General features: G+C 52.2%; 16 protein-coding genes and 1 pseudogene. 12 read left to right on the plus strand and 5 right to left on the minus strand.

Annotated features, from left to right (window positions below):
- Window positions 1-154 precede the first annotated feature (154 nt).
- Entirely contained in the window at window positions 155-808 is a 654-nt protein-coding gene (adk, locus tag INP77_RS02820) for an adenylate kinase (protein WP_194747172.1), read from the plus strand.
- Between the two features lie 53 nt (window positions 809-861).
- Here adk and INP77_RS02825 read toward each other — a convergent pair whose 3' ends face one another.
- Complete coding sequence (locus tag INP77_RS02825; protein ID WP_194747173.1) at window positions 862-3,081, minus strand: TonB-dependent receptor; 2,220 nt, start codon at window positions 3,079-3,081, stop codon at window positions 862-864.
- 302 nt (window positions 3,082-3,383) lie between these two features.
- Between INP77_RS02825 and leuS the strand changes: the two genes are divergently transcribed.
- The 6 genes from leuS (at window position 3,384) to INP77_RS02855 (ending at window position 10,674) form a co-directional block, all read left to right on the plus strand.
- Window positions 3,384-5,999 carry a leucine--tRNA ligase gene (gene leuS, locus INP77_RS02830; RefSeq protein WP_194747174.1) on the plus strand — a complete coding sequence of 872 codons (2,616 nt, stop codon included), beginning with the start codon at window positions 3,384-3,386 and terminating at the stop codon, window positions 5,997-5,999.
- Between the two features lie 23 nt (window positions 6,000-6,022).
- Window positions 6,023-6,538: an LPS assembly lipoprotein LptE gene (lptE, locus tag INP77_RS02835; RefSeq protein WP_368667888.1), complete on the plus strand. Its 516-nt coding sequence runs from the start codon at window positions 6,023-6,025 to the stop codon at window positions 6,536-6,538.
- 2 nt (window positions 6,539-6,540) lie between these two features.
- Complete coding sequence (gene holA / locus INP77_RS02840) at window positions 6,541-7,584, plus strand: DNA polymerase III subunit delta (protein WP_194747175.1); 1,044 nt, start codon at window positions 6,541-6,543, stop codon at window positions 7,582-7,584.
- Window positions 7,585-7,607: 23 nt separating this feature from the next.
- Complete coding sequence (locus INP77_RS02845) at window positions 7,608-8,864, plus strand: glutamate-5-semialdehyde dehydrogenase (RefSeq protein WP_194747176.1); 1,257 nt, start codon at window positions 7,608-7,610, stop codon at window positions 8,862-8,864.
- Window positions 8,865-8,930: 66 nt separating this feature from the next.
- Window positions 8,931-9,581, plus strand: a complete 651-nt coding sequence (gene nadD / locus INP77_RS02850; RefSeq protein ID WP_228518657.1) for a nicotinate-nucleotide adenylyltransferase — start codon at window positions 8,931-8,933, stop codon at window positions 9,579-9,581.
- Between the two features lie 169 nt (window positions 9,582-9,750).
- Entirely contained in the window at window positions 9,751-10,674 is a 924-nt protein-coding gene (locus tag INP77_RS02855; RefSeq protein ID WP_194747177.1) for a matrixin family metalloprotease, read from the plus strand.
- A gap of 10 nt (window positions 10,675-10,684) precedes the next feature.
- Here the strand turns inward: INP77_RS02855 and INP77_RS02860 are convergent, their stop codons facing one another.
- Both INP77_RS02860 and INP77_RS02865 read right to left on the minus strand, forming a co-directional pair.
- The gene (locus INP77_RS02860) at window positions 10,685-11,137 is read right to left on the minus strand and encodes a YaiI/YqxD family protein (RefSeq protein ID WP_194747178.1); all 453 of its coding nucleotides are present in this window, start codon (window positions 11,135-11,137) and stop codon (window positions 10,685-10,687) included.
- Window positions 11,137-12,621 carry a DEAD/DEAH box helicase gene (locus INP77_RS02865; protein WP_194747179.1) on the minus strand — a complete coding sequence of 495 codons (1,485 nt, stop codon included), beginning with the start codon at window positions 12,619-12,621 and terminating at the stop codon, window positions 11,137-11,139. Before INP77_RS02865 ends, INP77_RS02860 begins: the two co-directional genes overlap by 1 nt.
- Before the next feature lie 269 nt (window positions 12,622-12,890).
- Here INP77_RS02865 and INP77_RS02870 point away from each other — a divergent pair, with 269 nt between their 5' ends.
- Entirely contained in the window at window positions 12,891-13,337 is a 447-nt protein-coding gene (locus INP77_RS02870) for a putative toxin-antitoxin system toxin component, PIN family (RefSeq protein ID WP_194747180.1), read from the plus strand.
- Window positions 13,334-13,543: a toxin-antitoxin system HicB family antitoxin gene (locus INP77_RS02875; RefSeq protein ID WP_194747181.1), complete on the plus strand. Its 210-nt coding sequence runs from the start codon at window positions 13,334-13,336 to the stop codon at window positions 13,541-13,543. The genes INP77_RS02870 and INP77_RS02875 overlap by 4 nt, the downstream gene beginning before the upstream one ends.
- 30 nt (window positions 13,544-13,573) lie before the next feature.
- Here the strand turns inward: INP77_RS02875 and rlmF are convergent, their stop codons facing one another.
- Complete coding sequence (rlmF, locus tag INP77_RS02880) at window positions 13,574-14,482, minus strand: 23S rRNA (adenine(1618)-N(6))-methyltransferase RlmF (RefSeq protein WP_194747182.1); 909 nt, start codon at window positions 14,480-14,482, stop codon at window positions 13,574-13,576.
- Between the two features lie 36 nt (window positions 14,483-14,518).
- Window positions 14,519-16,717: an OsmC domain/YcaO domain-containing protein gene (locus INP77_RS02885; protein ID WP_194747183.1), complete on the minus strand. Its 2,199-nt coding sequence runs from the start codon at window positions 16,715-16,717 to the stop codon at window positions 14,519-14,521.
- 235 nt (window positions 16,718-16,952) lie between these two features.
- On the opposite strand from INP77_RS02885, the pseudogene INP77_RS02890 reads away from it, so the two are divergent.
- From INP77_RS02890 to INP77_RS02905, 3 genes and pseudogenes are all read left to right on the plus strand, one after another.
- Window positions 16,953-19,512 (plus strand): annotated as a pseudogene (locus INP77_RS02890) (EAL domain-containing protein).
- A gap of 170 nt (window positions 19,513-19,682) precedes the next feature.
- Window positions 19,683-20,102 (plus strand): putative toxin-antitoxin system toxin component, PIN family, encoded by a 420-nt coding sequence (locus INP77_RS02900; RefSeq protein WP_194747186.1) that lies wholly within the window; start codon window positions 19,683-19,685, stop codon window positions 20,100-20,102.
- On the plus strand, window positions 20,099-20,353 hold the full coding sequence (locus tag INP77_RS02905; RefSeq protein WP_194747187.1) for a toxin-antitoxin system HicB family antitoxin: 255 nt from the start codon (window positions 20,099-20,101) through the stop codon (window positions 20,351-20,353). Before INP77_RS02900 ends, INP77_RS02905 begins: the two co-directional genes overlap by 4 nt.
- Window positions 20,354-20,400: the final 47 nt, after the last annotated feature.

Here is a 20,400-nt window from a genome sequence, read left to right on the forward strand (position 1 = left end):
CCATTCATATCAACAAGTTAATAACAAAATAGTCACTTAGCAGAGGCTAGCCAATTTGCGATTGTGTGCAGCCTTAAGCTGATTTTAAATCTGCTTTAAAACAGAGCCTGATATAATTCTGTTTTTTTATTCTTACCCATTTTTGGAGCATGTTATGCGTTTGATTCTGCTGGGCGCCCCTGGTGCCGGTAAAGGGACACAAGCCACCTTTATCAAAGAAAAATTCAATATTCCGCAAATTTCCACCGGCGATATGTTGCGCGCAGCAGTCAAGGCAGGCACCCAATTAGGTCTTGAAGCCAAAAAATTCATGGATGCAGGCGGCCTGGTACCAGACGAAGTCATTATCGGCCTGGTTAAGGAACGCATTAAAGATGCCGACTGCGCCAATGGTTTCCTGTTTGACGGCTTTCCGCGCACCATTCCGCAAGCCGAAGCCATGAAACAGGCCGGCGTAGGCATTGACTACGTGGTTGAGATTGATGTGCCGGACGCCGCCATCGTTGAGCGCATGAGTGGCCGCCGCAGCCACCCGGCTTCAGGTCGTACCTACCATGTCAAATTCAACCCACCAAAAGTGGAAGGCAAAGATGATGTCACCGGCGAAGACCTGGTACAACGCGATGATGACAAGGAAGAAGTGGTATTGAAGCGTCTGGAGGTTTACCACAACCAGACCGAGCAACTGATCGGCTACTATTCTGATTGGGCCAAATCCGGCGTCAGTGGTGCGCCGCAATACGTCAAGGTCAATGGCCTGGGTGAATTGAATACCATTAAAGAAGAAATCTTTGTAGCATTGAAATAATTTCTTCAAATCAAAAAGCCCGCAAGTTGCGGGCTTTTTTATGGACGTTACGATTAGAAATCGTAACGTATGCCACCAAACACCTGGCGCTGGCGTCCTGCCACCATACCATCGACACGGCTAGCAAGATATTCGCGATCACCCAGATTATAAGCGCTGGCAAAATAAGTCATGCGACTCCCAACCGGTCTGTAATTCACAGTCGCGTTAATGAGCGCGTAAGATGGAATATCACCTGTCACCCCTCGCAATACATTCGCGCTATTACGGCCGTCTCTGAAGGACACATCCTCTTCCTGACGGCTCACATAATCCACCCCGATACGTGCATCAAGACCAACCGGATGCTCGTAACCAAAGCTTAAAGAAGCAAGATTCCGAGGGGCATATGGCAAGCGATCACCGTCTACAATATTAGCTGCTGCATTGGTTTTTTTAAATTTAGCAGTGAACAAGTTAGTGTAAGAGCCTGCGATGTAGAAGTTGTGCGAAGTGTTGTAAATCTGCCCAAAATTAATTCGACCACCAAACTCGATACCATTTTGTTCAGACTGACCACCATTAATGAATGTGCCTTGTACAGGCCCAGCGACGACAATATCATCAAAGACCGTGTGGAATAAGGTACTCTCAAATGTAACGCCTTTAAAGAAACTCGATCTTAAACCTAACTCCCAATTAATACTCTCCTCTGGCTTGGTTTTACTCACAACGGCTGTATTCGCACCATTTTCAGCAAAAAGGTCACGGTCAGGACGTGGTGGTGCAAAACCTTTGTGCACACCCGCAAATAAAGTTGTTTTCTCAAAGCCATTCCAGGTCAAACCCAATCCTGGCAATAACTTAGTTTGATTATTCGTTAACTTGGACTCAGGGTTATTTTGGGGGTTACCATCTGCACGCATCACATCCGTTTTAATCCGGATATCCTCTAGTCTCAGACCGGGCGTAAATGTCCAGTCTCCAACATAGAAGGTATTCTGTGCGTAATAGGACTTTGCTTCTACTTCAATTTTAATATCTTCTCGTGGCAAGGTCGTTTGGGCAAAACCCAGATGTTGGAAACGGGCGTCATCACCACGATATTGTTTACGATCGATGTCTTCCTTGTGATATCTGAAGCCCAATACTGCATTACTTTCGATCCCGAATAGGCTGTGTTGAATATCCAGACGTGGCTCAATCCCCCAATATTCAAACTCACGTGGCCGCCAACGCCCGCCGCATTGATCAGCTAACGCCAGATTAGGGTTACCATTACCGCCAATGCCTGCTGGACATCTTTCCAGTTGGGATCGACCCGCATTTTCACCTGGGTTGTTGATTTGCCTGAATGATGCCCGTTCAGATTTTGCATAATACGCTTGCGTACTCAATTTCACCTGCTCATTGACCTGAAACAGGTGCTGCAATTGAAAGGTAGTCCGCTCATGCTGAAACACATCATTATTGCCAGTAGGTGCCTGATACTTATCTTCGTGATACTCCACAAGGCCCAAACCGGTTTCTGATACATGCGAGTCCTCGCGGAAATAACTGGCTTTAGCAATCAACGTATGTCTGTCCGACAAGTTTAACTGTCCTTTCGCCGTATACTCCTGAATCTCAAAGTCATGATGCTTGCGGATGCCATCGCCTTTTTTATGTAGGGCATCTATCATCAGTCCACCACGCTCATCACCAGCGCCTATCGTGCCGTAAAGACTGCTAAAGTCATGGTTACCCAACGTCGCCTGTACATTTCCATGCACTTGACCATCCGTTGGCACAGGCCGAGTCACGAAGTTGATCATGCCGCCCACGGTCTGTGGTCCATAAAGAATCTGGCCGGACCCCTTTACAACTTCAATACGCTGTACACGCTCAAGCGGTGTGGTGTAATGCGCTGCCGGATCTCCATAAGGCGCCAGAAAGATAGGCATCCCATCTTCCATTAACAAGGTACGTGAAGTCCGGCGAGGGTTTAATCCCCGAATCCCGATATTCACGCCCAAACCAAATGTATTCTCCCCAACGACATTCACACCAGGCACATTGTTCAACGCTTCCTGAATTGAGAATGGGCGGCGCTCCATCAGTGCTTTTTCATCAATTAAATCGTATGACCCCGGCACGGAGTCCAGGCGGTCGGGCAAAATGCCACGGACTTCGAGTTTATCCAGCGCCACCGACTTGCTCGCTTGAGACTGGTCTTCTGCCAGCCCCTGTAGCGCATAGGCATGTAATGAAAATGCCGTCGCAACGACAATCAGTTTTTTTCTTGGTTTTTGCATGTGTGTAACCCCAAAAATGACAACAGAGTGTGTCAAGGCTGCAAACAACATGCCAACATATCGCGATAATTATTAACTATATGATTGTTATAAAAATAATCTATTTTATGACTATATATTAATGATAAATCAATTTAATCACTGGTCCAAAAAAACCAATCCGATTTAGAATTGGTTAATATCAACCACCACTTACGTGGATATGCAGGCGTTAAAAATTCCGCTTCAGGAAAATCATCCCCACCATCCAGCAGAACCTTAGTCAGGTATAATCTTGTTTTTTATTTCAAACCCATTTCAGCATGCAACAGCAGTATCCATTTAAAGAAGTCGAGCAACAGGCCCAACAGCACTGGGACAGCAAGCTGAGTTTCCAGGCCAAGGCAGACAGTCACAAGCCCAAATACTATTGCTTGTCGATGTTCCCCTACCCAAGTGGCAAGTTGCATATGGGGCATGTGCGTAACTACACCATCGGCGACGTATTAAGCCGCTATCACCATATGAAAGGCTTTAACGTGTTGCAACCCATGGGTTGGGATGCGTTTGGCTTGCCTGCCGAGAACGCGGCGATTCAGAATAGCGTGCCACCAGCCCAATGGACATATGACAACATTGCCTACATGCGCAAGCAGTTGAAGTCACTGGGCTTTGCCATCGACTGGAGCCGCGAGCTGGCCACCTGCCAGCCTGACTATTACAAATGGAACCAGTGGCTGTTTTTGCGCATGCTGGAAAAAGGCATCGCCTACAAAAAAACCCAGGTGGTGAACTGGGACCCGGTCGACCAGACCGTGCTCGCCAATGAGCAGGTGATTGATGGCCGCGGCTGGCGCACGGGGGCGATCGTAGAAAAACGCGAAATCCCTGGCTACTACCTCAACATCACCGGCTACGCACAGCAATTGCTGGATGATCTGGACAAACTGCCAGGCTGGCCTGAGCGTGTCAAAACCATGCAGGCCAACTGGATAGGCAAGAGCGTGGGCGTGCGTTTTGCGTTTACGCACGACATCAAAAACAATGACGGCCAATTGATTGATGACGGCAAACTGTGGGTATTCACCACCCGTGCCGACACCATCATGGGCGTGACCTTCTGTGCCGTGGCAGCCGAGCATCCGCTGGCGACACAAGCTGCGCAACAAAACCCGGCGTTGCAAGCATTTATCGACAAATGCAAGCAAGGCTCCGTCATGGAAGCTGACATGGCAACCATGGAAAAAGAAGGCATGGACACCGGCCTGACCGTCACCCACCCGATGACCGGCGAACAGGTGCCGGTGTGGATAGGCAACTATGTCCTCATGACCTATGGCGAAGGCGCCGTGATGGCCGTGCCTGCGCACGATGAACGTGATTTCGGCTTTGCCAAAAAATACAATCTGCCGATCAAACAAGTGATCAGCGTGCTCGGTCAGGAATTTGACCTGGCAGCCTGGCAAGAGTGGTACGGCGATAAAACCAAAAGCGTCTGCATCCACTCTGGCAAATATAACGATCTGGGCTATGCAGAAGCAGTTGAGGCTGTGGCAGCAGATCTGGCAGAAAAAAATCTGGGCGGCAAGCAGACCAACTGGCGCCTGCGCGACTGGGGCGTTTCCCGTCAGCGCTACTGGGGTTGCCCGATTCCGATCATTCATTGCGACAGCTGTGGCGATGTGCCTGTGCCCGACGACCAGCTGCCGGTGAAATTACCGGAAGATTGTGTCCCGGATGGTTCAGGCAATCCGCTCAACAAGCGCGAAGACTTTTTAAACTGCACCTGCCCCAAATGTGGCCAGCCCGCCAAGCGCGAAACTGACACCATGGACACCTTTGTCGATTCCAGCTGGTACTACGCACGCTATGCCTCAGGCTTTAGCAATGAAGCCATGGTGGATGCACAGACCAACCACTGGATGCCGGTAGACCAGTATATTGGCGGCATTGAACACGCGATTTTGCATCTGCTCTACTCCCGCTTCTGGAGCAAGGTCATGCGCGACCTCGGCCTGGTCAATTATGATGAGCCATTTGCCAACCTGCTGACACAAGGCATGGTGCTGAATCATATTTTCTCGCGCCGTACGGCTAAAGGCGGTATTGAATATTTTGCGCCGGAAGAAGTCGAGCTGGTACACGACAACAACGGCAAGGTGACTGGTGCCAAGCTGCTCAAAGATGGCTCGGCGATTGACTACCAAGGCATAGGCACCATGTCCAAGTCCAAGCGTAATGGCGTCGACCCGCAATCGCTGATTGAACAATATGGTGCGGATACTGCCCGCTTCTTTATGATGTTTGCGGCGCCGCCAGAACAAACGCTGGAGTGGTCAGACAGTGGCGTGGAAGGCTCACACCGTTTCTTGAAACGGGTATGGAATTTTGGCCATGTCTTGTCCCAACAAACACCGGCTGACCTGCCAAACAAACTGACCGGCGAGCTGGCCAACCACAGACGTGAAGTGCACAGCGTGCTCAAACAGGCCAATGTCGATCTGGGCAAGCTACAGTTCAACACGGTGGCCTCTGCCTGCATGAAAATCCTCAACACGCTGGAGAAAGTGCAAAAAGAAGCAGAAAAAGACTGGATCGCCGTGGCGCTTGAAGGCTACAGCATCCTGTTGCGTCTGCTATCGCCGATTGCACCGCACATCACGCAAGTCATGTGGCAATCGCTCAAGCTGGGCGAAGACATTCTGTCTGCCAAATGGCCAGAACCAGCCAACTCAGCCCTGGTACAGGACGAGGTGGAATACGTGGTGCAGGTCAATGGCAAGCTGCGTGGCAGCATCAGCATCCCCAAGAGCATGGCCAAAGAGCAGATTGAAGCGACTGCCGTTAATCAGGATTTCGTCCAAAAATTCCTGAATGAAGGCAGCGTGAAAAAAATCATCGTTGTGCCCAACAAACTGATTAATATTGTGGTGGCTTAGTCCTTTCTTTCGAGGAGCGCATTGTGCAGCAGACAACCCCTACCCGCTGGATTCACGCGATCACCCTGTGGTGCAGCATCGCCGTGCTGACCGCGCTCCCGTCTGCGTGTGGGTTTCACCTGCGCCAACCGTCACCGATTGCCTTTAAAACCATTTTCATCAAGGGCTCTACGCAAATCAACATTGCGCTCAAAAAGGCCTTGGTAGAACAGGGTGTCAAGGTGGTGACCGACGCCGAAGAAGCTGAACTACAGCTGGAACTGCTCAAAGAAGAAAACGAACAACGTATTCTGTCTCTGAGCGGGACCGGGGTGGTGCGAGAATACGAGCTGTACTACCGCGTGCAATACCGTACCAAAGTCACCGGTGAGCCAACTTGGGCACTGCCGTTGATCATGGAAGGCCGTCGTGACTATACCTATAACGACGCCAACTTGCTGGCCAAGCAGGCCGAGCAAAAAATGCTCAGTGACAGCATGCAGTTAGACGTGCTCAACGGCATCATGCGACGACTGTCTGCCCTTAAAAAAGCCGAATAGCCATGCGCATTCAGGCAGCGCAACTCGCGCAATACTTGCCTCCCAAACAGCATTTGTTCGTGCTGGCGGGTGATGAGCCCCTCTCCATCACCGAGGCCATAGACCAGATCCGCGCCGCCGCACGCCAACATGGCGCGCAAGAGCGTGCCAGTTTTACTGTAGAACGCTACTTCAACTGGGGACAAGTCAGCCAGTTTCTGCAGAGCTTTTCGCTGTTTGCCGAGCAACGCATTCTTGAAATCAACCTCCCCACCGGCAAGCCCGGCGTGGAAGGCGCCAAAGCCTTGCAGCAACTGGCAGAACAGCCTGCGGCTGATACCACCATCATCCTCACCCTGCCCGCCCCAGACCGTGACATGACCAGCAGCGCCTGGTATGAAGCCCTGTCGCAACATGGGGTGCTGCTGGTACTGAATCAGGTGCCACTGGCACAACTACCGGAGTGGATTGCGCAGCGACTGGCCATGCAACAGCAAACTGCAGATGAAGCCTCGCGCCGCTTTATTGCCGAGCAGGTCGAAGGCAATCTGCTGGCCGCCCATCAGGAAATCCAAAAACTGGGCTTGCTCTACCCACCCGGCCCGCTCAGTGAAGACGCCATCCGCCAATGCGTGCTTAATGTGGCCCGCTTTGACGTCTCGCAACTGGGGGAAGCCATGTTGCAAGGCGACCCGCAACGCGTCATGCGCATGCTCGAAGGCCTGCGCGAAGAAGGCGAAACCGCGGTGGCGGTCATGAATCCGCTGATTTGGCTGTTCCGCCCATTGTTGCAAGTCAGGCTGGCCATGCAACAAGGCATCGCCATGCAAGCCGCGCTGAGTCAAGCCAGGCTATTTGGTGACCGCCAGCAATTAGTCAGGCGCGCGCTGGAATTTTTACCGCAAAAACATATCGAAGCTGCTTTGCAAAAACTGTCTGACATAGACCGCATGGCAAAAGGCGTGGGCGATGGCGATGCCTGGCTGGAGCTGTCAAGGCTATGTACAGGTATTGCGCGCATGGCAGCCAACAAGACGGCCAGAACCGCCGCAGGCAGGTCTCGTTAAGGTTTTCAGTTAGAATAGCGATTATGGACATTCAACACTATATGAAACAACTGGGGGAGCAGGCACGCGCCGCCTCCCGCTTGATGGCAAAAGCTGACACCAACACCAAGAACCAGGCGCTGCGCAATATTGCCGCCCTGATCCGTCAGCACGAAAAAGCCCTGCTCGCCGCCAACCAGCAAGACCTGCAAGCCGCCCAAGCCAATGGCATGGAAGCCGCCATGCTGGACCGCCTGACATTAAGCGAGAAATCAGTGTCAACCATGGCAGAAGGCCTCGAACAAATTGCCAGCCTGCCAGACCCAATTGGCGAAATGAGCAATTTCAAATACCGTCCTTCCGGCATCCAGATCGGCCAGATGCGCGTACCGCTGGGCGTGATCGGCATTATTTACGAGGCCCGTCCTAACGTGACGGTCGATGCGGCGGGTTTGTGTATCAAATCCGGCAACGCCTGCATTCTGCGCGGCGGCTCCGAGGCCATCCATTGCAACCAGGCGCTGGCCAAGCTCGTGCATCAGGGTCTGCAACAAGCGGGCTTGCCACAAGCGGCCGTGCTCGTGGTCGAGACCACTGACCGCGCTGCCGTCGGTGAACTCATCACCATGAAGCAATATGTGGATGTGATCGTGCCACGCGGCGGCAAAGGCCTGATCGAGCGCATCAGCAACGATGCCCGCATCCCGGTGATCAAACACCTGGATGGCAACTGCCATGTGTATGTCGATGACGAAGCCGACCTGGTCAAAGCCGTGCGTATCCTCGAAAACGCCAAAACCCAGCGTCTGGGCACCTGCAACACGGCAGAGTCACTGCTGGTCGCACGCAGCATCGCCAACACTGCCCTGCCTCAACTGGCCGAGATGCTGCTAGCCAAAGGTGTGGAAATCCGTGGTTGCGACGAAACGCGTGCCATCGTGCCACAGGCAAAGGCGGCGACTGAAGAAGACTATTACACCGAATATCTGGCCGCGATTATCTCTTGCAAGGTGGTCAGTGGCGTGGATGAAGCGATTGCGCATATCAACCAGTATTCCAGCCAGCACACCGAGGCGATTGTGACCGAAAACTACACCAAGGCACGCCAGTTTTTGCGTGAAGTGGACTCCAGCAGTGTGATGGTCAATGCCTCTACCCGCTTCGCCGATGGCTTTGAATATGGCTTTGGTGCTGAAATCGGTATTTCTACCGACAAACTGCATGCGCGTGGTCCGGTCGGTCTGGAAGGCTTAACCTCCCTCAAATATGTCGTTTTGGGTGACGGCCACGTCCGCGCGTAATCACGCTGGCAGGCGTTTGGCTTGTGCAATGCCAGATGCGCAACGCCATAATCTACCCAAAGAGTCATGAAGATGGAATGCATAGGCATTTTCGGCGGCACCTTTAACCCCATTCACAACGGGCATCTGGCGCTCGCACAGACCGTGCTGGACACGCTGCACTGTACGCAAATCCGCTTTGTGCCAGCTGCCTTGCCTCCGCACAAGACTGCCCCGGCGGTCACCGCACAACACCGTGCTGCCATGGTCAAGCTTGCCATTCAGGCGCATCCGCAATACGTGCTCGACAGCTGTGAACTGGATCGCCAGGGCCCCTCTTACACCATAGAAACGTTACACCTGCTCCGCCAGCGTTTCCCCGAGCAATCCCTCTGCCTGCTCATCGGCCAAGATAGCTACCAGCAATTGCCGACCTGGCACCGCTGGCAGGAACTGCTGGAGTATTGCCATCTGTTGGTTGTGCACCGTGCAGACTTGGCATCCAGGCTTGTGTTGCATGCAGAACACACGGAAAAGTTCGTGGCTATCGAGGCCTTTGTCAGCCAGTGTGCAGCCGCTACGCATGGCTTCATCGGTTATTTGCCCGAGAGCCCACCAGCGATTTCCTCGACCGGCATCCGTGCAGTACTGGCGCATCCAGGCCAGAGTTTGACAGACCAGTTGCCTGCGTCTGTGCTCCAGTATATCCACCAGCACCATCTATATCAGTCGGCTTAAGCCCCTTACGGACCCCATCGGGTGGCATGCTGTCGCATTTTGCCCTAAACGCAGGATGCATCATGGCTATTTTTAGCCGAGACACGGCAGTATGCTCAACAGCAGACATAAGATCGCTATACTGCGGTTAAAACAACTCTAAATTACCTATCAAGAGGATACGTCTGCGATGAAATTGTTAACCTGGTCTCTTACTGCCCTACTCGTGGCATCCCCGTCCGCATTTGCCAATATTGATATCCAATTTGACTTTAGTTACGATACCAGCGGCTTCTTTAACAGCACCAACATTCAAACCCTCAATGCGGCTGCCTCGGTGTTTGAAACCCGCATTACCGACTCACTAAGCGCCATTAATTCAGGCGGCATCAACAACTTCCAGGGTCTGATTCTTGACCCCTCGGATATTAACCAGACGCAAACGCTCTCCAATCTGAGTGTGGCAGCAAATGTGATCAAAATATATGTGGGTAGCGATAATCTTGGTGGCTTCACCATTGGCGCAGGCGGGTCCGGCGGCTATTCATGTAGTGGGCTAGGCAGTTTTTGCGCCAACGCCGTCGACCGTGGCCAGACTAACACCACGGGTAACAGTGCCACCGACTTTGCCACCTGGGGTGGCATGATCAGCTTCAACAGTTCAACCTCATGGTATTTTGGCCAGGATCAGGCAGGTTTGACCAATACCCAATTTGATTTTTACACGGTGGCCGTACACGAAATTGCCCACGTGCTTGGCTTTGGCCTGGCCCCCTCGTTTGAAGCACAGGTCAACGGCAGCAATTTTAACAGTAGCGAAACCGGGACCGTCGCCCTCAGCAATGACCTGGCGCACTGGGCGCCCGGCACCATGAGCACGGTTGGCGGAACACTACAAGAGACGGTAATGGACCCAGACATTACCCCGGGCACACGCAAATATTTTACCGATCTGGATTATGCAGGCATGGCGGCCATCGGTTGGTCGGTCGTAACACCGGTGCCTGAATCCAGCATCAGCCTGAATCTGTTGGCGGGCGGCCTGTTGCTTGGCCTGCTATACAGACGTAACCTTGGCAGCAGACGTCAAACGGTAATCAACGCATACGCTTAGCAAGGCTAGCCTAGACCATGCGTTTGCGCGCCAAAAACTGATCCAGTTGCCGCGCGAACGCATGGCGGTCAGACGCCTGCATGGCATTGGGGCCCTGCGTTTCCACCCCGCTGGCGCGCAGTGATTCCATAAAGTCGCGCATAGCCAGCCGCTCGCGGATATTCTCTTCAGAATAAAACTCCCCGCGTGGATTCAACGCATGCGCTTGCTTTTCAATCACCTGCGCGGCAAGCGGGATATCTGCCGTAATCACCAAATCGCCCGCTTCCAGCATCGCCACGATCTCGTTATCTGCCACATCAAAGCCCTTGGCGACTTGCAAGGCGCGCAAATAGGCTGAGGGCGGCACATAGAGAACTTTGTTGGCGACAAAGGTAGTCATGACCTGACTACGCTCCGCCGCCCGACACAAGATGTCCTTGATCACGCCCGGGCAGGCATCGGCATCCACCCAAATCCGCATTAACCGGCTTTCGGCACCGGTCTGGCGCTAAATAACGCGCCGCCTTGCGGTTTGTGGCCACCAGGCTGCCGCGCAGATTTTTGCTGGACTGCAGAATGACCAGATGCATTCGCCGGTTTTTTCTGGCCAGCGTGTTGTCCAGCGTTGCGCGGGTTGCTTGTCGCGGAATGGGCTTGGCCTTGTTTAGGCTGAGGCTGTCTGGGTTGGCCTGGTTTCTGACTACGCGATGCGTCACGGGGCGCCTGCGCTGATTTAGGCGCAGACCGTTGACCGCGAGGTTGATTGCGTGATGGTCGATCCGGCTCTTCGCTGTTTTTCTCGGGGGCGACAAAGCCCTCTACCGGCAGCTTGGGGATCTCGCGCTTGATCAGCTTCTCAATGTCTTTCAACAATTTGAGTTCCTCCCTATCCACCAGTGACACCGCCGCCCCGGTAGCGCCTGCACGGCCAGTGCGGCCGATGCGGTGCACATAGTCTTCTGGCACGTTAGGCAGCTCAAAATTCACCACCTGCGGCAGCTGGTCAATATCCAGGCCACGTGCAGCAATATCGGTCGCCACCAGCGCGGTGATGCCGCCGGTTTTAAACTCAGCCAACGCCGCCGTACGCGCATTCTGGCTCTTGTTACCATGAATCGCCATCGCCGGAATACCGTCTTTCACCAGTTTTTCAGCCAGGCGGTTCGCGCCATGTTTGGTGCGCGTAAACACCAGCACCTGCTGCCATTGCTGCTGCTTGATCAAAAAGCTCACCATCTCACGCTTGTGCGCCTGTGGCACCATGTGCACGCTTTGCTCAATCAGGGCGTTTGAGGTGTTGCGCCGCGCCACCTCCACCAGGTCCGGGTTATTCAGCAGGCTGTCTGCCAGTTGTTTGATTTCATCAGAAAACGTCGCTGAAAACAGCAGGTTTTGCCGTTTTTTAGGCAGCAGGGCCAGCACTTTCTTAATGTCGTGAATAAAGCCCATATCCAGCATGCGGTCAGCTTCATCCAGCACCAGAATCTCAATGCCGGACAAATCCAGCGCCTTCTGGTTGGTGAGGTCGAGCAAGCGGCCCGGCGTCGCCACCATGATATCGAGTGGTTTTTTCAAGCAGCTGATTTGCGGATTAATGCCCACCCCGCCAAATACCACCATGCTTTTGAGTGGCAGATATTTACCGTAAGTGGTCACTGACTCGCCAATCTGCGCCGCCAGCTCACGTGTGGGCGACAGAATCAGGCAACGCGGCTTGCCCGCGGCGGTTTGTTTTAACGGGCTTTCAGACAAACGATGCAAAATCGGCAAGGTAAAGCCTGCGGTTTTGCCGGTCCCGGTTTGCGCCCCGGCCAGTAAATCGCCACCGCGCAATACGTAAGGAATCGCCTGCGCCTGAATCGGCGTCGGTGAGGTATAGCCGGCATCGGCAATCGCGCGCAACACAGGCGCGCACAAATTTAAATCAGCAAACGTCGTGTTTGCGGGGGTAGTTTCTTGTGACAAGGTTATTCAACTTTAATAGCGTGCATGACCTATCACAAACGGCAGGCATGCAACAAATTATTGGGCGTTGGTCTGTTGCCGCAGCAACACCAATCTGGACAAACGAGGATTATATCGATGATTTATGACAAGGCCGCTGTGAGGATTGGTAGTTCACAGGGTAGCTACATTATACGTGGTTTATTAATTGCCCATACATTTAATTGTTTTGTGAGGAGCACTCCTCCGGCGCCCTTTATTCATGATAGCGTATGCGCTATCATTGAAGCATGACCTTCAACATTGTTCTGGATACCAATATCATGGTTGCAGCCTTGCAAAATGAAGGCAGTGTTGCCAGAGAGATTTTGCGGCTATGCCTGCAGGGTCAGATTCAACCACTGATAGGTGCTGCATTGTTTGCAGAATACGAAGATGTTTTAAATCGTGAACTTTTGTTTCAAGGCAGCAAACTCAATCAACAAGAACGAGACATGGTTTTAAATGGTTTTTTGTCCGTGTGCAAATGGTCAGAGGTTTTTTATGCTTGGCGGCCGAATCTACCGGATGAAGCGGATAATCATTTGATTGAACTGGCCATTGCTGGTCAAGCGGACTTTATTGTGACACGCAACCTGAAGGATCTCACCAGAGGGGAGCTGATTTTTAATCAACTGCAAATTGTAGGTCCAGAGTATTTTTTAAAGATGATCAGACCCCCTAAGGAGTCAACATGAGCATATTGACGATTCGTTTGCCGGATGACAAACACGAAAGACTTAAATCCCTCGCCAAAGCGCATAAGGTCAGCGTCAACAAACTGGTGGATGAGTTGGCGACTGTCGCCCTTGCAAACTTTGATGCAAAAACACGCTTTGAAGCCAGAGCAAAGCAGGGGGATGCGAACACGGCACTGACATTACTTGATAAATTTGGCGATTAATATTACGTTAACCTCGCTCATAACTCCTAGCTAATCGCCATGGCTTTTGGTGGACGAGCGAAACGTCCACGCCACAAACCGGCTTTGTTTCTGGCCTTGCGCCATCTCCACCGTATTGACTGTCAGCGCCCCAGCTTTCTTGAGTTCACGCATCACCAGCGGCAAGTTGCTGGCTTTAGAGACCACCGTGGTAAACCACACGCACTGTTTGGCAAATAGCTTGCTCTCGCGAATCATGGTGGTTAAAAACGCGGCCTCACCACCCTCATACACCAACTCATTGGCCTGACCGCCAAAATTCAGCGCTTGCGGTGGCCGCTTTCCCAGCCCGCGCCATTTACGCTGCGTGCCTGCCTGTGCCTCGGCCGCCGACGCATGAAAAGGCGGGTTGCACATGGTCAGCGTCCATTGCTCGCCCGGTAAGATCACGCCTTTAAAAATCGCTGCCTCATTCGGCTGCTGACGCAGACTGATCTTTGGCTGCAAGCCATTGGCCTCAATCAATTGCTGCGCATTACGCAAGGCCTTGGCATCAATATCCACGCCCAAGCACTGCCAGCCATAAGTCTGCGCTGCAATCAGTGGATAGACCAGATTCGCACCAGTGCCAATATCCAGCAAACGCACAGCCTGATCAATCCCCTGCCCGGCCAATAAATCCGCCAGGTAATGCACATAATCAGCCCGGCCAGGAATAGGCGGACACAAGTATTGCTTGGGAATATCCCACACCGCCACGCCATAATAATGCTTGAGCAAGGCCTGATTTAAGGCCTTTACCGCCTGCGGGTTAGCAAAGTCTATCGAGTCCTCGCCATAGGCATTCGGGCGCACATACGCCGCCAAGGGCGGGTGCGCCTGCACCAGTAACGCAAAGTCATAGCCCTCGCGGTGCAGATTGCGTGGATGCAATACAGATGAAGAACTGACGGGCTTCATGCCTAAGTCATCGCCAATGGCACTTGGTCAGCGCGCCTAAGCGGCCGCGGCCTTGGCGCGTGCGGCATGTAATTTCCGGTAGCTATCCAGCAGTCTATGGTGCCTGTCCAGCCCTTCCAGCTGCAAGTTGGTCGGTGTCAGGCCATAAAAACGCACACTTCCATCGACAGCGCCTAGCACCGCGTCAATACGGGCATCGCCAAACATGCGGCGGAAGTTCACTTCATAATCAGCCAGCTGCAGCTCGTCATCAAGCGTCACTTCGAGCACCGCATTCAGTGCCTGGTAAAACAAACCGCGCTCAAGGGTGTTGTCGTTGTACTGCAAAAATGCCCCTACCAGATCCTGCGCCTCTTCAAACTGCTGTAATGCCAGATTGATCAATAGTTTGAGTTCCAGCACGGTGAGTTGGCCCCACACCGTGTTCTCGTCAAACTGGATGCCAATTAAAGTGGCAATATCGCCGTAATCATCCAGCTCGTTATTTTCCAGCCGTTCCAGCAAGGCTTGCAGGCTGTCATCGTCCAGCTGGTGCAAGTTCAGGATATCTTCGCGGAACAACAACGCCTTATTGGTGTTATCCCACACCAGGTCTTCCACCGGATACACCTCGGAATAATCTGGCACCAGAATGCGGCAGGCCGTTGCGCCCAGCTGGTCATACACTGCCACATAGGCCTCTTTGCCCATCTCAGCCAAAATGCCAAACAAGGTCGCGGCTTCTTCGGCGTTGGCATTGTCGCCATGGCCTGAAAAATCCCACTCCACAAACTCGTAGTCCGACTTAGCACTGAAAAAGCGCCATGACACCACACCGCTAGAGTCAATAAAATGCTCAACAAAGTTATTCGGCTCGGTCACCGCTTCGCTGACAAAGGTCGGCTGCGGCAAGTCATTCAGACCTTCAAAACTGCGGCCCTGCAGCAACTCAGTAAGGCTGCGCTCGAGTGCGACTTCCAGCTTCGGGTGTGCGCCAAACGAAGCGAATACGCCGCCGGTGCGCGGGTTCATCAAGGTGACACACATCACCGGATATTGCCCGCCTAACGATGCATCTTTCACCAGTACCGGAAAACCCTGCGCCTCCAGCCCCGCAATGCCCGCCACAATGCCGGGATACTTGGCCAGCACCGCTGGCGGCACATCCGGCAATGCCATTTCACTTTCAATAATCTCGCGCTTCACCGCCCGCTCAAAAATCTCGGACAAGCATTGCACCTGCGCCTCGGCCAGCGTATTGCCTGCACTCATGCCATTGCTGGCATACAGGTTTTCAACCAAGTTAGACGGGAAATACACCACTTCGCCATCCGATTGCCGCACAAACGGCAGCGCGCAAATACCACGCTCACGATTGCCAGAGTTTGTATCAATTAAATGCGAGCCACGTAACTCGCCATCGGGGTTGTAAATGGCCCGCGTGTAGTCATCCAGAATCTCTTTTGGCAGCGCATCTTTGCTCCCCGGCTTAAACCAGCGCTCGTTCGGGTAATGCACAAAGTCGGCATTGGCAATCTCTTCGCCCCAGTAAGACCCGGCATAAAAATGGTTGTTACTCAGCCGCTCAATATACTCACCCAGCGCCGAGGCCAGCGCACTTTCCTTGGTCGCACCTTTGCCGTTGGTAAAGCACATGGGCGAATGCGCATCGCGGATATGCAACGACCATACATTAGGCACAATATTGCGCCACGAAGCGATCTCGATCTTGATACCCAGGCTCGCCAGCAAACCGGTCATATTGGCAATGGTTTGCTCCAGCGGCAAATCTTTGCCGGTGATATACGTCTGCGTCTCCGCCGCCGGGTTCACCGTCAGCAAGGCCTGCGCATCGGCATCCAGGCTGGCCACTTCTTCAATCACAAACTCAGGCCCGGTCTGCACTACTTTTTTCACCGTGCAACGGTCTATCGAGCGCAAAATGCCTATGCGGTCTTTTTCAGAGATATCCGCAGGCAACTCAATCTGTATCTTGAAAATCTGCTTGTAACGGTCTTCCGGGTCGACAATATTGTTATGCGACAAGCGGATGTTTTCGGTCGGAATATTGCGGGTGCTGCAATACAGCTTCACAAAATAAGCCGCACACAGTGCAGAAGAAGCCAGAAAGTAATCAAACGGCCCAGGCGCCGAGCCATCACCCTTGTAGCGGATAGGCTGGTCGGCAATCACCGTGAAGTCATCAAACTTGGCTTCAAGGCGGAGCTTATCGAGAAAATTGACTTTAACTTCCATGGGGAGGCTTCCGAGAATAACGTTTTAAGCGAAAACCGCTATTATCCCTCACAACATTCAGGCGACCTAATTTAGCAGCGATGATTGAAGTAAGTGTGCATCCCCGTAAAACGGTCAGCAATTGCAGCTCGTAAAATGAAGTCAAAAACAATTAAGTTTGTGTGCTATTCTTTGACGGATAAAACGACATTCTTCAGGGGTTAACACCATGGCTGCTGATGACAGAAAATTCATCATGCTGACTGATTATTTGCATGAGCCTGTCATCCATTATGATCGTGATTGCCAGCGCACTTATCTCAATCCAGCCGCAATCAAACTGATTGGCGAACCGGCTAAAGACCTTCAAGGCAAAACACCCAGCTCGCTCAGACCCTCCTCCGTCGCTTTACAACACTACCAAGAAAAAATCCGCGGCGTCATAGAAACCGGCACAGATACCGAGTTTGATTTTTTTCTAGACCGGCTACCGGATGGCCCGAATGTCCACTCCAAGGTGCTCAGAATTCATGCCGTCCCCGAGTTGGATGGTGATAACAACGTGGTGGGTGCCCTTGCGATTGCGCATGACATCACGGCACTCAAGTTAAGTGAAAAACGTTTACGCGCACTGATTGAAAACCATCCCGACCATATTACCCGCTTTGACCAGCATGCCAGATACAGCTACGTCAGCCCTTCTTTCACAGCATTGTTTGGCATAGCGGAATCCACGCTGCTGGGTAAGACTCTGCTTGAATCTGATCTGATTGCCACGCCAGCAGAACGCAAAAAAATTCACCACGCGATTTTGCAAACCCTAGAGCAAGAAACCGCTTGCACCATTGAGAGCCACTGGCCGCATGACCGCGTCATTGAGCTCCGTCTTGTGCAGGAAAAAGATGCCATCGGCGAGGTCTCGGGGGTGCTTTGCATCTTGCGTGATATCACCCAGCAAAAGCAGTCCGAAAAAGCAATGCTGACGCTCAATCGTTCACTGCGTTTGTTGAGTAGCTGTAACCAGATGCTCATTCATGCAGAAAACGAACAACACCTGCTCAACGACATTTGCCAGTTGGTGATTGACTCTGGGGGCTATCCGCTGGCCTGGGTGGGTTATCCCAACTATGGCAGCTACCAACCCCTGCGCATTGCCGCAATGGCCGGTCAAAAGCTGACGAAGACGATGGCGCTTGAGCAGCAAACCCCGGAAATCAGCCTGGCCGTAAAAGCCTTTCAAAGCGAGCGTGTAGAGATTATCCAGGACTATCCCAATGCAGCCCGCTTGACTAATTTGGGCGACCTCGCCAGCCAGGAAGGCCTGCTTTCATGCATCGCCTTGCCACTCAAAGTGGCAAAACAGACCATAGGCGTGATCACGATCTACGCCTCCCGCACCTATGCATTTTCTGCTGAAGAAGTCACCCTGCTCGATGAACTCGCCAATGACCTGGCGTTTGGCATTCAGTCCCTGCGTATCCGTGCCGAACATCGGGACGCAGAAACAAAACTGGAATATCTGGCACACCATGACCCACTGACCGGCCTCCCTAACCGCCTGTTACTGCGCAAACGTTTTGAACAGTTTATCCATCAAGCCAATAAGCGCGAATACGGCCTCGCCATGCTGTTTCTTGATATGGACAACTTCAAAGAGATCAACGACAGCTTTGGTCATGCCATAGGCGATGCGCTGCTAAAAGAGGTGGTCAGGCGCCTTGAACGTATGCTGTCAGAGGCTTGCATGCTCAGCCGCGAGGGCGGTGACGAATTTGTGCTGCTGATCAATAACGCCCAAGCGCCAGATATCGTGACCCAAACCGCACAGCAAATTCTTAACGCCATGCAAGAGCCGTTTGAGGTCAGCGGTAATACACTGCATGCGTCTTTCAGCATTGGCATCAGCCTCTACCCAAGCGATGGCAAAGACTTTGAAACCCTACGCAAAAACGCCGATGCCGCCTTGTACCTGGCAAAAGATTGTGGCCGCAATACCTACCGCTTTTTTGTCACGCAGATGAATGCCGACGCACAAAAGCGCATGCGTATTCAAACAGACCTGCACACTGCACTTAAAAACAATGAGTTTTTACTGCACTACCAGCCACAAATACGCCTATCTGATGGCCGCATCAGTGGGATTGAAGCCTTAATCCGCTGGCAAAACGCCGATGGGCAGATGCTCCCGCCAAGCGAGTTCATTCCCATCGCAGAACAAAGCGGGATGATTATCCAGATGGGCCAGTGGGTGCTGCGGGAAGCCTGCCGGCAACTGGCTGCTTGGCACCAGCAAGGGCAAACCCAGCTGGTGGTAGCGGTCAACTTATCCTCGCACCAGTTCCGGCATGGCAATATTGTAGAAACCATCAGCGCTGCACTACATGATTTCAGCCTGCCCCCCGCAATGCCTGGAGCTCGAGCTGACTGAATCTATCCTGATCCAGGACACAGAATCCGTCATCAGCACCCTGCACACGCTAAAACACATCGGCGTAAAACTAGCCATTGATGACTTTGGCACCGGCTACTCCAGCCTGTCTTATCTTAAACGACTGTCCGTCGACAAACTCAAGATTGATAAATCCTTCATCCGAGACCTTCACAAAGACCAGGACAGTGCAGAAATTGTCCGTGCGATCATCCAACTTGGGCACATCCTGCAACTCACTGTGATTGCAGAAGGGGTAGAGACTGAGCAGCAACTGGCTTTTCTCACCGACAGTCATTGCGACGAAATACAGGGATATCTGTTTAGCCGCCCGGTCGCCGCAGAACACATACCAGAGATACTTGCTCGAATAGGCATGACGGCCTAAGCCAGAGTCTTAATAGCGCAGCGTTGCGTTGACCAAGCGGAGCGCAATTCCTAACAACGACTTTTCCGCGTTAGGATAAATGGTACGCTGCTGATTACTTGAGCTTTTATAACACTCATCTTAAAACGCCACACTTTCAAAGCAACATCGCCGGTGATATCATAAAAAAAATGAAAATTGTGCTAGACACTGATGTCATTATTGCAGGCATGCGCAGCCCATCTGGAGCCTCTGCCGAAATCATTCGTCGCGCAAGGCGTGGCGAACTGACACTGATGGCTAGCGTCTCACTGTTTATGGAATACGAGGCCAAATGCACGCTGCCCATACATTACCAAGCGGCTGGTTTATCGGCACAAGAAGCTGAGATTTTCATCAACACTTTGGCAAGTATTATCAGCCCGGTAAAAACACATTATTTATGGCGCCCACAATTACGTGATCCTGCAGACGAAATGGTGCTAGAAGCAGCAGTCAATGGTTGCGCAAAAGCATTGATCAGTTTTAATCAAAAGCACTTTGGCTTAACACCACAAAGATTTGGCATACAGCTACTATTGCCATCAGAGTTTTTAAGGAGTTTTAAATGAGCAAAGCATCCACATACCCCTTACGTTTACCACAATCACTCAAAGATGCGGTAGACGCAGCCAGCAAACGTGATGGCACCAGCATTAACCAATTTGTCGCCATGGCAGTGGCAGAAAAAATCAGCGCATTAGAAACCGCCGAGTTTTTTAGCGTGCGGCAACAACAGGCAGACTATGAAAAATTTGATGCCATTATGAATAGATCAGGTGGTCAAGCGCCGATTAAAGGCGATGTGATTGGTGAAGAATGAATTTACTTAAGGTTTTGGCAAAAGACCAGATTACTCATGAATTTGCT

It is taken from the genome of Methylophilus sp. 13 (assembly GCF_015354335.1).
Taxonomy (GTDB): domain Bacteria; phylum Pseudomonadota; class Gammaproteobacteria; order Burkholderiales; family Methylophilaceae; genus Methylophilus; species Methylophilus glucosoxydans.